General features: G+C 66.3%; 14 protein-coding genes. 3 read left to right on the top strand and 11 right to left on the bottom strand.

Annotated features, from left to right (window positions below):
* Positions 1-134: 134 nt before the first annotated feature.
* From YH64_RS16915 to YH64_RS16890, 6 genes are all read right to left on the bottom strand, one after another.
* The gene (locus YH64_RS16915; RefSeq protein WP_046805216.1) at positions 135-1,802 is read right to left on the bottom strand and encodes an OFA family MFS transporter; all 1,668 of its coding nucleotides are present in this window, start codon (positions 1,800-1,802) and stop codon (positions 135-137) included.
* A gap of 74 nt (positions 1,803-1,876) precedes the next feature.
* Positions 1,877-2,134: a formate dehydrogenase subunit delta gene (locus YH64_RS16910; RefSeq protein ID WP_046805217.1), complete on the bottom strand. Its 258-nt coding sequence runs from the start codon at positions 2,132-2,134 to the stop codon at positions 1,877-1,879.
* 77 nt (positions 2,135-2,211) lie between these two features.
* Entirely contained in the window at positions 2,212-3,042 is an 831-nt protein-coding gene (fdhD, locus tag YH64_RS16905; RefSeq protein WP_143215418.1) for a formate dehydrogenase accessory sulfurtransferase FdhD, read from the bottom strand.
* A 28-nt stretch (positions 3,043-3,070) separates the two neighbouring features.
* Positions 3,071-5,947, bottom strand: a complete 2,877-nt coding sequence (gene fdhF / locus YH64_RS16900) for a formate dehydrogenase subunit alpha (protein WP_046805218.1) — start codon at positions 5,945-5,947, stop codon at positions 3,071-3,073.
* 15 nt (positions 5,948-5,962) lie between these two features.
* Complete coding sequence (locus YH64_RS16895) at positions 5,963-7,567, bottom strand: NADH-quinone oxidoreductase subunit NuoF (RefSeq protein WP_046805219.1); 1,605 nt, start codon at positions 7,565-7,567, stop codon at positions 5,963-5,965.
* Positions 7,564-8,133 (bottom strand): formate dehydrogenase subunit gamma, encoded by a 570-nt coding sequence (locus YH64_RS16890; protein ID WP_143215417.1) that lies wholly within the window; start codon positions 8,131-8,133, stop codon positions 7,564-7,566. The genes YH64_RS16895 and YH64_RS16890 overlap by 4 nt, the downstream gene beginning before the upstream one ends.
* Before the next feature lie 181 nt (positions 8,134-8,314).
* Here YH64_RS16890 and YH64_RS16885 point away from each other — a divergent pair, with 181 nt between their 5' ends.
* From YH64_RS16885 to mobA, 3 genes are read left to right on the top strand one after another with little or no spacing between them, the layout of a single operon-like run.
* Entirely contained in the window at positions 8,315-9,394 is a 1,080-nt protein-coding gene (locus YH64_RS16885) for a substrate-binding domain-containing protein (protein WP_046805221.1), read from the top strand.
* Positions 9,395-9,436: 42 nt separating this feature from the next.
* Entirely contained in the window at positions 9,437-10,552 is a 1,116-nt protein-coding gene (moaA, locus tag YH64_RS16880) for a GTP 3',8-cyclase MoaA (protein WP_046805222.1), read from the top strand.
* On the top strand, positions 10,545-11,177 hold the full coding sequence (mobA, locus tag YH64_RS16875; RefSeq protein WP_255444538.1) for a molybdenum cofactor guanylyltransferase MobA: 633 nt from the start codon (positions 10,545-10,547) through the stop codon (positions 11,175-11,177). Before moaA ends, mobA begins: the two co-directional genes overlap by 8 nt.
* Before the next feature lie 18 nt (positions 11,178-11,195).
* Here the strand turns inward: mobA and glp are convergent, their stop codons facing one another.
* Genes glp through moaC form a run of 5 tightly spaced genes read right to left on the bottom strand, consistent with a single transcriptional unit; the run spans position 11,196 to position 14,133 of the window.
* Positions 11,196-12,401, bottom strand: coding sequence for a gephyrin-like molybdotransferase Glp (gene glp, locus YH64_RS16870; RefSeq protein WP_046805223.1), 1,206 nt, complete (start codon positions 12,399-12,401; stop codon positions 11,196-11,198).
* Positions 12,402-12,404: 3 nt separating this feature from the next.
* On the bottom strand, positions 12,405-12,926 hold the full coding sequence (gene moaB, locus YH64_RS16865; protein ID WP_046805224.1) for a molybdenum cofactor biosynthesis protein B: 522 nt from the start codon (positions 12,924-12,926) through the stop codon (positions 12,405-12,407).
* Positions 12,923-13,405: a molybdenum cofactor biosynthesis protein MoaE gene (locus tag YH64_RS16860; RefSeq protein WP_046805225.1), complete on the bottom strand. Its 483-nt coding sequence runs from the start codon at positions 13,403-13,405 to the stop codon at positions 12,923-12,925. The genes moaB and YH64_RS16860 overlap by 4 nt, the downstream gene beginning before the upstream one ends.
* Positions 13,406-13,412: 7 nt before the next feature.
* Complete coding sequence (locus YH64_RS16855; RefSeq protein WP_046805226.1) at positions 13,413-13,664, bottom strand: MoaD/ThiS family protein; 252 nt, start codon at positions 13,662-13,664, stop codon at positions 13,413-13,415.
* Positions 13,645-14,133: a cyclic pyranopterin monophosphate synthase MoaC gene (moaC, locus tag YH64_RS16850; RefSeq protein WP_046805227.1), complete on the bottom strand. Its 489-nt coding sequence runs from the start codon at positions 14,131-14,133 to the stop codon at positions 13,645-13,647. Before moaC ends, YH64_RS16855 begins: the two co-directional genes overlap by 20 nt.
* Positions 14,134-14,257 lie beyond the last annotated feature (124 nt).

The raw sequence follows: 14,257 nt of genomic DNA, 5'->3' as shown, positions 1-14,257 counted from the left end.
CGCTCCAGCAAGGACGGGGGAAGGGGTAAGGATCATGGGGACCAATAAAAAAAGATAGGGCGCGGGCTGCCAATGTAGCAGCTTCGCGCCCCGGGGCGGGCGCGCGGCACGCCGGCCGCCGCGCGCAACACGCATCAGTGGAAAAGGACCACCGCCTTTTGCAACGTGATCCAGATCCCCCAGGCCAGCGGGATGCCCACGCAGGCCCAGGCAAACAGCACCAGCACGGCGGGTGTGCGGAACGTGGACGCGCCCACGCCGTGCGTTTCGGCGGCGGCCGCGCGCTCGTGCGCCAGCGCTTTTTCATGCGCCAGCTCGTCATCCGACATGAAGTACTTCGGATTGACCGGGCGTATCGCCAGATTGCACAGGAAGCCCAGCACCAGCATGCCCGCCAGGATGTACATCGTGATGTCGTACACCTGCGCGCGCGGCACGCCGATCGACAGCTGGTATTCGCGGATATAGTTCACCAGCACCGGGCCGAAGATACCGGCCGCCGACCACGCCGTCAGCAGGCGACCATGAATGGCGCCCACCATCTGCGTGCCGAACAGGTCCGCCAGATACGCCGGTACGGTGGCGAAGCCGCCGCCGTACATGGACAGAATCACGCAGAACGCGGCCACGAACAGCGCCAGCGCGCCGATGTGGGCCGTCCAGGGAATGGCGGCGTACAACACGAAGCCCAGCACGAAGAAGATCAGATACGTCATCTTGCGGCCCAGCTTGTCCGACAGGCTGGCCCAGAAGAAGCGGCCGCCGATGTTGAACAGGCTGAGCAGGCCCGTGAAACCGGCCGCAATGGCGGCGATGGCGGCCAGTTGATCCTTGTCCAGCTGGCCAAAGCCCAGTTCCGGTTTGTTGATCAGCCCGCCGCCGAACACCTCCTGCAACAGCGGCGACGCCATGCCCAGAATGCCGATGCCGGCCGTGACGTTCAGGCACAGCACCAGCCACACCAGCCAGAACTGCGGCACGCCCCAGACGCGCTTCACGTGCACGTGGCCCTTGGTGATCATGGCGTTGTTGGCATGCTTGGCCGGGGCGGTCCACCCTTGCGGCTTCCAGCCCGTGGGCGGCACGCGGTAACCCAACGCACCCGACATCATGAACACGAAATACACCACGGCCATGGTCAGAAACGTTTGCCACACGCCCGGCGAGGTCGGCGTGGCAAAGTGGCGCATCAGCAAGTCGGCCAGCGGGGCGCCGATCATCGCGCCGCCGCCAAAGCCCATGATGGCCATGCCGGTGGCCATGCCGCGCCGGTCGGGAAACCATTTGATCAGCGTGCTGACGGGCGAGATATACCCCAGCCCCAGCCCGATGCCGCCGATGACTCCCGAGCCCAACCACAGCATCCACATCTGATGCAGGTACACGCCGATGGCGGAAATGACCAGGCCGCCGCACCAGCACACAGCCGACACCACGCCCGCCTTGCGCGGGCCGGCGCGTTCCAGCCAGCCGCCCCACAGCGCGGCCGAGCACCCCAGCAACACGAAGAACAGGGTGTACATCCACCCCATGGTTGAAATTTTCCAGTCGCAGCTGGTGGTGAACAACTCGGCCACCAAACTCATGTCGGCCGGGCAGGCCAGCGGCTTGGCGCCGCCCACCACTTTGGACAGCGGCAGCCAGAACACCGAAAAGCCGTAGGCCATGCCGATGCACAGGTGGATGGCCAGGGCGGCCGGCGGCACCAGCCAGCGCGAGAAACCCGGCCCGGCGATGGTGCGTTCTTTGTCAAAAAAGCCCGGCTTAGCGCCGGGCAGGTCCAAGGTGGCGGTGCTTTCCATGTAGTCTCCTCGATGGGTGCGGCTTTATCGCCGCTATGTTTTGTTTTGACTGCGGGTAAAGCGGTGGCGCCCGCCTAGTTCACGCGGGGCGCGGGCGTCAGGCGCTGGCGGTTCTGCGTGACCGCGTCCAGCACCAGCGGATGCAATTGTTCGTCGCCGGCATCGCCGTCCGGGGTGGCCGCCAGGAAGCCCAGCAGCTCGTTGCGCATGCGCGGTTCCCAGAACTTGTGGATATGGTTGGCCACGCCTTCCAGCGCTTCGTGGCGGTCCGGCATGGCGTCAAAGAACTGGCCGATGCGGTTGGCCATGCGGATCAGGTTGCCGATTTCCATTGCGAGTCAGGGTCCGGTTCAAGTGCGATTCAGGATGCGATTCAAGGTGCGATTCAAGGTGCGCTTTAACCCGCGCTTCAGTCGATGAATCGTTCGGGGTGCGAATACAGCGTGGCGTCGTCGCCGCGTAAGAAGCCCACCAGGCTGACGTTGGCGTCTTGCGCCAGGCGGATGGCCAGCGCCGTGGGGGCGGACACCGCGGCCAGCACGGCCACCCCAGCCGCCGCCGTCTTCTGCACCATTTCAAAACTGGCGCGGCTGGACACCAGCACGATGCCGTTACCGCCGTGCATCGCCTGTCGTGCCAACGCACCGATCAGCTTGTCCAGCGCGTTATGGCGGCCCACGTCTTCGCGCAGCAGCGCCACGGCGCCGTCGCCGCCCGCCCAGCCGGCCGCGTGCGTGGCGCCCGTGATGTCGTGCAGCGCCTGGCGCGCGCGCATGTCGCGCATGGCGGCCAGCACCGCGCGGATGCGCACGGCCGACCCGTTCGTCACGGGCGCCACCGGCCGCAGCACTTCGGGCAGCGTTTCCACGCCGCACAGGCCGCAGCCGGTGCGTCCGGCCATGGCGCGCCGCCGCGTTTTCAACCGCACTTCGCAAGCGCTTGAAATTTCCACCTGCACCACGATGCCATCGCATTGCGGCAGCACGTCAATGCCGCGCACATCGCTGACGCTGTCGATGATGCCTTCCGACAGCGAAAAGCCCACGGCAAAGTCTTCCAGGTCGGCCGGCGTGGCCAGCATGGTGGCGTGGCTGATGCCATTGAATTCCAGCGCCACCGGCGTTTCCTCGGCAACAAAATCCGATTCGGCGGCGGGGGCGATGGTCCCGCCCCGCACGCGCGTGACCTGGGTCGGCGTGCAGTCGGGGCGGGGCGGCGGGGGCGTTGTCTGGGAAGTCATGGCATCCGGGGCAGTGGCTGGCAGGCGGTCATTTCCCGGTCAGCGCCGCTTCGTTCTCGCGCGATCGCTCGCGCAGCAGCTTTTGCTGGATGTCGGCAAAGCGCGACCATTGGCGTTGCCATTCCGAAGGCTGGGACACGCGCGTCACCTGCACGGCCGTGACCTTGTATTCGGGGCAGTTGGTCGCCCAGTCCGAGCTGTCCGTCGTGACGACGTTGGCGCCTGACTCGGGAAAGTGGAACGTGGTGTATACCACGCCCGGCTGCACCCGGTCGGTCAGCGTGGCGCGCAGCACCGTTTCGCCGGCGCGGCTCTGGATGCCGACCCAATCGCCTTCGGCCACGCCCCGATCCTCGGCGTCTTGCGGATGCAGTTCCAGCACATCCTCGCCATGCCACATCACGTTGGGCGTACGCCGTGTCTGCGCGCCCACGTTGTATTGCGACAGGATGCGGCCCGTGGTCAAGAGCAGCGGGAAACGGCGCGTGCTGCGTTCGTCGGTGGGCACGTACTTGGTAATCATGAACTTGCCCTTGCCGCGCACGAACGTGTCGATGTGCATGATGGGTGTGCCGTCCGGCGCATCGTCATTGCACGGCCATTGCAGGCTGCCCAGCTTGTCCAGCTTGTCGTAGCTGACGCCTGCGAACGTGGGCGTCAGCCGCGCGATTTCCTCCATGATTTCGCGCGGGTGCGTGTAGTTCATGGGGTAGCCCAACGCATTGGACAAGGCCACCGTCACTTCCCAATCCGACTTGCCGTTCTTGGGTTCCATCACCTTGCGCACGCGCGAGATGCGGCGTTCGGCGTTGGTGAAGGTGCCGTCTTTTTCCAGGAACGACGAGCCCGGCAGGAACACGTGCGCGTACTTGGCGGTCTCGTTCAGGAACAGGTCCTGCACCACGATGCACTCCATGGCCGCCAGCGAGGCCGCCACGTGCTGCGTGTTGGGGTCGGACTGCACGATGTCTTCGCCCTGGCAGTACAGGCCCTTGAACGAGCCGCCCAATGCCGCTTCGAACATGTTGGGAATGCGCAGGCCGGGTTCCGGTTGCAGCGTCACGCCCCAGTCCCGTTCGAATTGCGCGCGCACGGTGTTGTCGGAAATGTGGCGATAGCCGGGCAACTCGTGCGGGAACGAGCCCATGTCGCACGAGCCTTGCACGTTGTTCTGGCCGCGCAAGGGGTTCACGCCCACGCCCTCGCGGCCGATGTTGCCGGTGGCCATGGCCAGGTTGGCAATGGCCATCACGGTGGTGGACCCTTGGCTGTGTTCGGTCACGCCCAGGCCGTAGTAGATGGACCCGTTGCCGCCGGTGGCGAACAGCCGCGCCGCGCCGCGCACGGCTTGCGCCGGCACGCCGGTGATTTCGGCCATGGCCTCGGGCGAGTTCTCGGGCAGCGATACAAAGTCGCGCCATTCGTTAAAGGCCTTGGCTTCGCAGCGTTCGGCCACGAAGGCCTCGTCGATCAGCCCTTCGGTGGCGATCACGTGGGCCAGCGACGACAGCAGCGCCGTGTTGGTGCCCGGCCGTACCTGCAAGTGATAGTCGGCCTTGATGTGCGGCGAGCTGACCAGTTCGATGCGGCGCGGATCAATCACGATCAGGCGCGCGCCCTGGCGCAGGCGGCGCTTCAAGCGCGAGGCAAACACCGGGTGCCCGCTGCTGGGGTTGGCGCCCATCACGATGACCACGTCGGTGTGCATGACCGAATCAAAGGTCTGCGTGCCGGCCGATTCACCCAGGGTCTGCTTCAGGCCGTAGCCGGTGGGCGAATGGCAGACGCGCGCGCAGGTGTCCACGTTGTTGGTGCCGAAGGCCGCGCGCACCAGCTTTTGCACCAGCCAGGTTTCTTCGTTGGTGCAACGCGACGACGTGATGCCGCCGACCGCGTCGCGGCCGTACTGGCTTTGGATGCGGCGAAATTCCGACGCCGCGTAGTTGATGGCCTCGTCCCAGGACACTTCCTTCCAGGAATCGGTGATGTGCTTGCGGATCATGGGCTTGAGCACGCGTTCCTTGTGCGTGGCGTAGCCCCATGCAAAGCGGCCCTTCACGCACGAGTGGCCGCGGTTGGCCTGCCCGTCTTTCCAGGGCACCATGCGCACCACTTCCTGCCCCTTCATCTCGGCCTTGAAACCGCAGCCCACGCCGCAGTACGCGCAGGTGGTGATGACCGAGTGTTCGGCCTGACCCATCATGATGACGGTCTTTTCCTGCAACGTAGAGGTCGGACAGGCCTGCACGCAGGCGCCGCAGGACACGCATTCGCTATCCAGGAACGGCTGGTCCTGCCCGGGCGACACGCGCGATTCAAAGCCCTTGCCAGAGATCGTCAACGCAAACGTGCCTTGCGTTTCTTCGCAGGCGCGCACGCAGCGGTTGCAGACGATGCACTTGGACGCGTCGTAGCTGAAGTAGGGATTCGAATCGTCGACCTTCGCGTCCAGGTGGTTGGCGCCGTCATAGCCGTAGCGCACGTTGCGCAGACCCACCACGCCGGCCATGTCCTGCAATTCGCAGTCGCCGTTGGCGGGGCAGGTCAGGCAGTCCAGCGGGTGGTCCGAGATGTACAGCTCCATCACGCCGCGCCGCAGTTCGTGCAGCTTGGGGGTTTCGGTGACCACCACCATGCCGTTTTCGGCTGGCGTGGTGCAAGACGCGGGATAGCCGCGCCGGCCCTCGATCTGCACCAGGCAAAGGCGGCACGACCCAAAGGGTTCAAGCCTGTCGGTCGCGCACAGCTTGGGGATGTTGATGCCGGCCTCGGCGGCCGCGCGCATCACCGACGTACCCTCGGGCACGCAGATTTCCTGGCCGTCGATGGTCAGGGTAATGGTGTTGGCGGACTCGCGCGCCGGGGTGCCCAGGTCGCGGTCGCGCTTGATGACGGTCTCTAGCATGGTCGTCTCTCGGGTTCAGGCCGCGTGCGCGGCAGACTGCGAGGACTCGATGCCGAAGTCCTGCGGAAAATGGTTCAGCGCGGACAGCACGGGGTAGGGCGCCATGCCCCCCAGCGCGCACAGCGAACCGCCCATCATCGTGTCGCACAAGTCACGCAGCAGGTGCACCTGTTGTTCGCGCTGCGCGGGGCTGACCCCGCCTGCCGCGATCTTGTCGATGGTTTCAACGCCGCGTGTGGAACCGATGCGGCACGGTGTGCACTTGCCGCAGGATTCAATCGCGCAGAACTCCATGGCGTAGCGAGCCATGCGCGCCATGTCCACGGTGTCGTCAAACGCCACCAGCCCGCCGTGGCCGATCATGGCCGAGATCTGTATGTAGGCTTCGTAATCCAGCGGCACGTCCCATTGCGATTCGGGCAGATAGGCGCCCAGCGGGCCGCCCACTTGCACCGCGCGCAACGGCCGGCCGCTGGCGCTGCCGCCGCCGAAGGTGTAGAGCAGGTCACGCAGGCTCAGGCCGAACGCCTTTTCCACCAGGCCGCCTTGCCTGACGTTGCCGGCCAGTTGGAACGGCAAGGTGCCATGCGAGCGGCCCACGCCGTAATCGCGGTAGTAGGCGGCGCCCTTGGCCAGGATGATGGGCACGGTGGCCAGCGATATCACGTTGTTGATGACGGTGGGCTTGCCGAACAGGCCCGAGATCGCGGGCAGCGGCGGCTTGGCGCGTACCACGCCGCGCTTGCCTTCCAGGCTTTCCAGCAGCGAGGTTTCTTCGCCGCAGATGTAGGCGCCCGCGCCCTTGCGCACTTCCAGGTCGAAGCGGCGTCCGCTGCCGTGGACGTCGGCGCCCAGCCAGCCGACGCTGCGCGCGCGGGCGATAGCGGCTTGCAGGGTCTCGATGGCGTGCGGGTATTCCGAGCGCACGTAGATGTAGCCGTAGGTGGCGCCCACGGCCAGCCCGGCAATCGTCATGCCTTCGATCAGCACATAGGGGTCGCCCTCCATCAGCAGGCGGTCGGCGAAGGTGCCCGAGTCGCCTTCGTCGGCGTTGCACACGATGTACTTCTGGTCGCCGGGCGTGCCCGCCACCGTTTTCCATTTGATGCCGGTGGGAAACGCCGCGCCGCCGCGTCCACGCAGGCCGGAGGCGACCATCTCGTCGATGATGGCGGCCGGGTCCATTGCCAGCGCCCGCTTCAGGCCCGCCAGGCCGCCGTGCGCGGCGTAGTCCTGCAAGGACAGGGGGTCAATCACCCCGACGCGGGCGAAGGTCAGGCGTTCTTGCTGTTTCAGGTAGGGGATGTCTTCGGTCAGGCCCAGGCACAGCGGGTGTACCGGGGCGGCGCCGGCGGCGTTGTCGTGGTGCGTCAGCCAGCCGGCATCGAACAAGCCGGCCACGTCTTCGACCGCCACGGGGCCGTAGGCGACGCGGCCGTTTGGCGTGGTCACTTCCACCAGCGGTTCCAGCCACAACAAGCCACGCGATCCATTGCGCACGACCTGCACGGCCAGGCCGCGCGCATCGGCGATGCGTTCGACCTCGCGCGCCACGGCGTCCGCGTCCATGGCCAGCGCGGCCGCGTCGCGCGGCACGTAGATGACGACGGGGGCGCTCATGGGGTGGTCTCCTGCGGTTGGGCCAACGTGCGCGCCAACAAGCGGTCCAGCTTCTCGGGCGTGACGCGGGCATGCGGCCGGCCATCGATCATGATGGCGGGCGACTGCGCGCATAGCCCCAGGCAGTAAACGGGTTCCAGCGTGAAATTGCCGTCAGCGGTGTGGGCATGAAAATCGCAGCCCAGATGCGCGCGGGCATGGGCAGCCAGCTGGTCGCCGCCCATCGCCTGGCAGGACTCGGCGCGGCACACTTCCAGCGTGTGGCGGGCGGCCGGCTGGCTGCGAAAGTGTGGGTAGAACGTGATGACGCCGTGGACTTCGGCGCGGGACAGGTTCAGGGCCTCGGCGATGGTTTGCACCGCTTCGGCCGGGATACAGCCCAGTTCATGCTGCACCTGATGCAGCACCGGCAACAAGGGGCCGGGCAGGTCTTTCAGCCGCGCAACGATGCGGGCGGTGGTGGCAATGGCGGGGGTGGTGGACGCCTGGGCGGCGTCCAGAGCCAATTGGCCGCCCCGGGCGCCGCCGCTGGACGCCAAGTCGGATGTTGCCTCGCGCTGATGCACGGTGGTCTCCTCCAGTGTTGCTGGGCCCCTTGACGGGGTCTGTTGTGGCGGTCGAATGTTCGGGTATTCCCAGGCAATTAATATGCTTTTAAAAACATAATAAAAACCAGTCCGCCGCGTTATTTGTGTACTCTAACCACGTACTTGAACGCCTTCAATAAGAAATAAATGACATATAAAAATGACATATAAGTTCCGAATCGGGCTGCGGCCGCAATGGACCTTGGGCGGGGGCGACGACACGGCTCCTTTGCCCTTGCAGGACATGCTGGCGCTGTTGGCCGCCATCGACGCCACAGGCAACATCACCGGCGCGTGCCGCGCATGCGGGCTGTCTTACCGCCATGCCTGGGGCGTGCTGCGGCGCTTTGAAACGCTATTTGGCACGCAGCTGCTGGTGACGAACCGGCGCCAGGGCACGCAGTTGGCGCCGTTCGCGCAGCGCCTGCTGTGGGCCAACCGCCGCATCGAAGCGCGGCTGATGCCCACGCTGGACAGCATGGCGTCGGAATTGCAGGAAGAACTGGAAAAGCTGCTGCCCGAAAGTGGCCCGCATCTGCGGCTGCACGCCAGCCACGGCTTCGCGGTGGAATCGCTGATGCAGCACATGGGCGGCAGAAAGCCCGGGCTGGAACTGCGCTATCGCACCGCCATCGAGGCGCTGGCCTCGCTAGAGCGCCACGAATGCGATCTGGCCGGTTTCCAGGTGCCGCTGGGCGACTTTGAAGCGCCCATCATGGAACGCTACGCGCAGTGGCTGCACGCCGATGAATACCTTCTGATCCATCTGGCCGTGCGCAACACCGGCTTGTTCGTCACGGCGGGCAACCCCAAGCAGATACGCGGCATGGCCGACCTGGCGCGCCCGGATGTGCGCTTCGTCAACCGCCAGATCGGGTCCAGCACGCGTTACCTGGTCAGCTTGATGCTTCAGCGCGCAGGCGTGTCGATTGGCGAAGTCCAAGGCTACGAAACCAACGAATTCACCCATATGGCGATTGCCGCGCATATCGCCAGCGGCATGGCGGACACCGGCGTGGGCGTGGAAACCGCCGCCTGCCGTTTCGGGCTGGACTTCATCCCGCTGGTGCGCGAACGCTACTTCTTTGCCATCCGCAAGTCGGCACTGGAAACGCCCGCCATGCAAGACCTGCTGTCCATCATGCGCAGCGCCGACTATGTCGGCTACGTGGGGCAGCTGGTGGGTTACGACGCCAAGGACACCGGCCGCCTGCAAACCCTGGAAGAGGCCTTCGCCTAGGGCCGCCGCCCGGGACGCCGCTTGCCGATATATGATCGCCCCATGAGCAAAGTGATTTTCCTTGCCGACCGCCGGTCCGACCGTTCGGCCTGGCCCGCGCCCGGCGAACTTCCGGCCGACGGCCAGCCCGCGCTGGACCGGCGCGCGCGTCCGCTGCGCGACCTGCGCATTTCCGTGACGGACCGCTGCAACTTCCGCTGCACCTACTGCATGCCGCGCGAAGTGTTCGACGCCAGCTATACCTTCATGCCGCATTCGGCGCTGTTGTCGTTTGAAGAAATCAGCCGCCTGGCCGGCATCTTCACGCAACTGGGCGTGGAAAAGATCCGCCTGACGGGCGGCGAACCGCTGCTGCGCAAACATATCGAAAACCTGGTCGGCCAATTGGCGGCGCTGCGCACGCCGGCGGGCCAGCCGCTGGACCTGACGCTGACCACCAACGGCAGCGTGCTGGCGCGCAAGGCGGCCGCGCTGAAAGCCGCCGGGCTGACCCGCGTCACCGTCAGCCTGGACGCGCTGGACGCGTCGATGTTCCAGGATATGAGCGACAGCGGCTTCACGCCCGACGACGTGCTGCGCGGCATTGACGCCGCCGCGGACGCGGGCTTGGCGCCGGTCAAGGTCAACATGGTGGTGCGGCGCGGCCTGAACGACGGACAGATCCTGCCCATGGCCGAACGCTTCCGGCACAGCGGGCACATCCTGCGCTTTATCGAATACATGGACGTGGGCAACACCAACGGCTGGAACCTGTCTGAAGTGGTGCCCAGCCAGGAAGTGCTGGACCGCATCGGCGCGGCCTACCCGCTGGAACCGGTGCAGTCCGCCGACATGGGGCGCGTGGCCGAGCGCTGGCGCTATCTGGACGGCGGTGGCGAAATCGGCGTCATTTCCAGCGTCACCCACGCATTCTGCGGCGGCTGTACGCGCGCGCGCCTGTCGCCGGAAGGCAAGCTGTTTCTGTGCCTGTTCGCACACGAAGGCTTTGACCTGCGCGCGCCGCTGCGCGATGGCGCCACCGACGCCGAACTGGCCGCGATGCTGGCCGGCATCTGGGGCGGGCGCGCCGACAATTATTCCGAACTGCGCGGCCGCAACATGGCGGACCCAACGCCGGACCCGGGCCGCAAAGTCGAAATGAGCTACATCGGTGGGTGACGCGTCGTTGCTGGCCCCTTGCATCGCCGGCTTGATCCTGGCGGGCGGGCAGGGCTCGCGCATGGCCCATCAGGACAAGGGCCTGGTGCTGTTGAACGGTGAGCCCATGGTGGCGCATGTCGCGCGCCGGCTGGCGCCGCAGGTGGCGCGGCTGATCATCAGCGCCAACCGCCATGCCGACCACTATGCGCGCTACGGCACGGTGGTGGCGGATAACGAACCGGGCTTGGAAAAATACCAGGGTCCGCTGCTGGGCATCGCGGCGGGGTTGGCCGCTGTGGCCGCAGTGGCGGATGTGGAGTGGGTGGTGGTGGTGCCGTGCGACACACCGTTTCTTCCCGGCGATCTGGCCGCGCGCCTGGTCGACGCCGCGCAATCCGCGCAGGCGCCCATGGCCTATGCCATGGCAGGCGAACAGCGCCATTCGGCCTGCATGGCGCTGCGCCCATCGCTACTGCCGGGCTTGCGCGCCTACCTGCACGGCGGCGATCGAAAAGTCGGTCTGTGGCAGGCGCGCGTGGGCGCCGTGGCGGCGCGCTTTGACGACGCGCCGCATGCCTTCATGAACGTGAATACGCCCGAAGAATTGGCCGAGGCCCAGCGCTACGCCAGCCAGGGCCGCTGATCCGGCCAACGCCCGGCGCTACGCCAGCCAGTGCCGCAAGTCGTAATACGGCACGCGATCGCCATCGTTGACCAGCACGTCGGCCGGCAGGCGCGCCAGGCCCGTGGCCCACGGCATCGAACTGATCACGCCCGAGCCTTGATGGCCGTAGGGCACCAATTCGGCGGTGCCTTCGGTGGCGACACGGCGCTGCACCCGCAGGAATTCCTCGCGTCCGTCCTTGCGCGGATTCTCGGTGCGCAGCGGCAGCAGGCTGACGGGCGGAAAGATCTCTTCGCGGCCTTGCATGCGGCGCACCAGCGGCGACACCAGCATGGCGAACACGGCGTAGGCCGACACGGGGTTGCCCGGCAGGCTGACGACGGGCTTGCCGTTGATCTGTGCCAAGGCCACCGGCTTGCCCGGTTTCATGCGCACTTTCCATAGCGATAACTCGCCGCCCAAGGTGGCCAGCGCGGGCTTGACCAGATCGCGTTCGCCCACCGACACGCCGCCCACGCTCAATACCAGATCGCAGTCGGCCAGCAGCGTCTTGAACGCGGCCAGCAGGTCTTCTTCGGTGTCGCGCGCGTGCAGCACGTGCACGGGCACGGCGCCCAGGCCGCGCGCCAACGCGGCCAGCATCGGGCCGTTGGAGTTGTAGATCTGTTCGGGGGCGCGGGGCGAGCCGGGCGGAACGAGTTCATCGCCCGTGGTCAGGATGCCCACGCGCAGCTGGCCGACCACCGGCACGGTGGCAAGCCCCTGCGAGGCCAGCAAGGCCACGTGCGCGGCTTGCAGCATGGCGCCGGCCGCAAGCAAGGGTGCGCCAGCCATCGTGTCTTCACCCCGGCGGCGGATATGCTGGCCGGGCGCGGGCTCACGCGAGATTTCCACGTGGTTGTCGGCTTCCACCGTGTCTTCCTGCATGACGACGGTATCGGCGCCGTCGGGAATCAGGCTGCCGGTGAACAGGCGGATGGCGTGGCCGGGCTTGAGCGGTTCGGGCACGTCGCCGGCATAGCAGCGTTGCTGGATCGGCAGGCGCGCGCCGGCTTGCCAATCGGCCACGCGCAAGGCGTAGCCGTCCATGGCGCTGTTGTCGGCGGGGGGGATGTCCACCGTGGCTTGCAGGTCGGTGGCCAGCACGCGGCCGGCGGCCTCGGTCAAGGCGATGTCTTCGCGGCGTTGCAGCGGCCCGGCCGCATTGGCCAGCAGGGTCTGGGCGTGATCAAAATCCAGCATGGGTCAGTGGTCTTCTTTCTGAGGCTTGAAGTGCGAGGCGAAATTGCACGGGCGGTGGGCGCTGTCGAACTGTTCACGCAATATCTGCGCCCAGGCCGTTTCGCAGGCGTTGTTTGAACCGGGCAAGCAGAAGATCAGCGTCTGGTTGGCCGACCCCGCGAACGCGCGCGACTGGATCGTTGAACTGCCGATCTCGGTGTACGAGAGTTGCCGGAACAATTCGCCAAAGCCGGGAATCTCGCGGTCCAGCAGCGGCAGGATGGCGGTGGGCGTGTGATCGCGATGCGAAAAGCCCGTGCCGCCGGAGGTCAGGATGACCTGCACTTCGGGGTCGGCAATCCAGTCGCTGATCACGCGGCGGATCTGGTAGATGTCGTCGCGCACGATGTCGCGGCGCACGCACTGGTGGCCCGCATGCGCCAGGTTGTGGGCAAGCAGATTGCCGGAGGTGTCGTCGCCCGCGCTGCGGGTGTCGCTGACCGTCAGCACGGCGCAGGCCAGCGAGACGGGAATTTCTTCGCTCATTTGCTTTCCTTCGGTGGGGCGGTGTCTTCATCCCAGGCGTCGGTGCGGTCCTGATCGGCCTGGCGTTGTTCTACCCAGAAGCTGTTGCCGCCGGCCAGCGTCTCGCGCTTCCAGAACGGCGCGCGCGTCTTGAGCGCGTCGATGATGTATTCGCAGCCGCGAAAGGCATCGCCCCGGTGGGCGCTGGCCGCCGCCACGAACACGATCTGCGCATTGCGCGACAGCGCGCCCACGCGGTGCACGATGACGGTGCCGTCCAGCTTCCAGCGCTGGCGCGCGGTGTCGGCAATGGCTTCAAGCTCGCGCTCGCACATGCCGGGGTAGTGTTCCAGGTAGAGCGTGTCGGTGGGCGAGTCGGGCGCGTAGTCGCGCACATAGCCTACGAAGGTGACAATGCCGCCCACGCCGGACCCGGCGTTCTCGCGTAGCGCCGCCGTCAGCGCGGCGGCGTCGAAATCGGCTTCCTGGACGCTGATCATGGCGTTCTCAGCCTCCGGTCACGGGTTCGAACACAGCCACTTCGTCGCCGGGCCGGATCGTTGCCGTGGGTTTGGAATGGGTTTGGTTGATGGCCAGTTTCAGGCGCGTGGCGGGCGCCAGCTGCGGGTAGCGTTCCCCCAGCGCGGCCAGCAATTGCGCGCCGGTGGACTCGCTGTCCAGCGGCCAGTCTTCACCGCGCTTGCCGACCAATTCCGCCACGCGGGCGAAGTACAGAAGATTAATCGTTGCGCCATTCACCGCTTTTTCCTCCGGCCTTGTACTTAAGGCGAACTTGTTCAACCACGATGCCCTTGTCGGCGGCCTTGCACATGTCGTAGATGGTCAGCGCGGCCACGCTGCACGCCATCATGGCTTCCATTTCCACGCCGGTCTTGTAGCTGGTGCGGCAGGTGGCCTGGATGTCGATGCGGTGCGCGGCGTCGTCCAGCGAGAAGTCCACGCCCACGAACGCCAGCGGCAGGCTGTGGCAAAGCGGGATCAGTTCCGCGCAGCGCTTGGCGGCCAGCACGGCGGCCACGCGGGCAGTGTTGAGCACTTCGCCCTTGCCCTTGCCCGGCTGCGTCAACAGGCCATAGGCCACGGCATTCATGCGCACGCTGGCCACGGCAATGGCCACGCGTTCGGTGTCCGTCTTGGCGATGACGTCGACCATGCGGACCTGGCCGGCTTCGTCCAGGTGGCTCAGGGTGGGGGTGGCAGATGACATTGGGAATCGGGATCGAGAATTGTTAATGTTTGAAAAGGGCGGTCCCGGCAGGCCGGGCAGGCCGCTGTTCCGCCTATGATAGACGAGCCCTAATCGGGGCGCGATAATCGCCATCAACTCGTCT

Origin of the sequence: Achromobacter sp. LC458, from assembly GCF_001005835.2 — a bacterium.
GTDB lineage: Bacteria > Pseudomonadota > Gammaproteobacteria > Burkholderiales > Burkholderiaceae_B > Achromobacter > Achromobacter spanius_B.
The sequence above is the reverse complement of the archived record's forward strand: the minus strand, read 5'-3'. Positions and strand labels throughout refer to the sequence as shown.

Bases quoted from the DNA above. Each gene is read 5' to 3' on its own strand.
- YH64_RS16915 (WP_046805216.1), bottom strand. From the start codon at position 1,802: ATGGAAAGCACCGCCACCTTGGACCTGCCCGGCGCTAAGCCGGGCTTT.
- YH64_RS16910 (WP_046805217.1), bottom strand. From the start codon at position 2,134: ATGGAAATCGGCAACCTGATCCGCATGGCCAACCGCATCGGCCAGTTC.
- fdhD (WP_143215418.1), bottom strand. From the start codon at position 3,042: ATGACTTCCCAGACAACGCCCCCGCCGCCCCGCCCCGACTGCACGCCG.
- fdhF (WP_046805218.1), bottom strand. From the start codon at position 5,947: ATGCTAGAGACCGTCATCAAGCGCGACCGCGACCTGGGCACCCCGGCG.
- YH64_RS16895 (WP_046805219.1), bottom strand. From the start codon at position 7,567: ATGAGCGCCCCCGTCGTCATCTACGTGCCGCGCGACGCGGCCGCGCTG.
- YH64_RS16885 (WP_046805221.1), top strand. From the start codon at position 8,315: ATGACATATAAGTTCCGAATCGGGCTGCGGCCGCAATGGACCTTGGGC.
- moaA (WP_046805222.1), top strand. From the start codon at position 9,437: ATGAGCAAAGTGATTTTCCTTGCCGACCGCCGGTCCGACCGTTCGGCC.
- glp (WP_046805223.1), bottom strand. From the start codon at position 12,401: ATGCTGGATTTTGATCACGCCCAGACCCTGCTGGCCAATGCGGCCGGG.
- moaB (WP_046805224.1), bottom strand. From the start codon at position 12,926: ATGAGCGAAGAAATTCCCGTCTCGCTGGCCTGCGCCGTGCTGACGGTC.
- YH64_RS16860 (WP_046805225.1), bottom strand. From the start codon at position 13,405: ATGATCAGCGTCCAGGAAGCCGATTTCGACGCCGCCGCGCTGACGGCG.
- moaC (WP_046805227.1), bottom strand. From the start codon at position 14,133: ATGTCATCTGCCACCCCCACCCTGAGCCACCTGGACGAAGCCGGCCAG.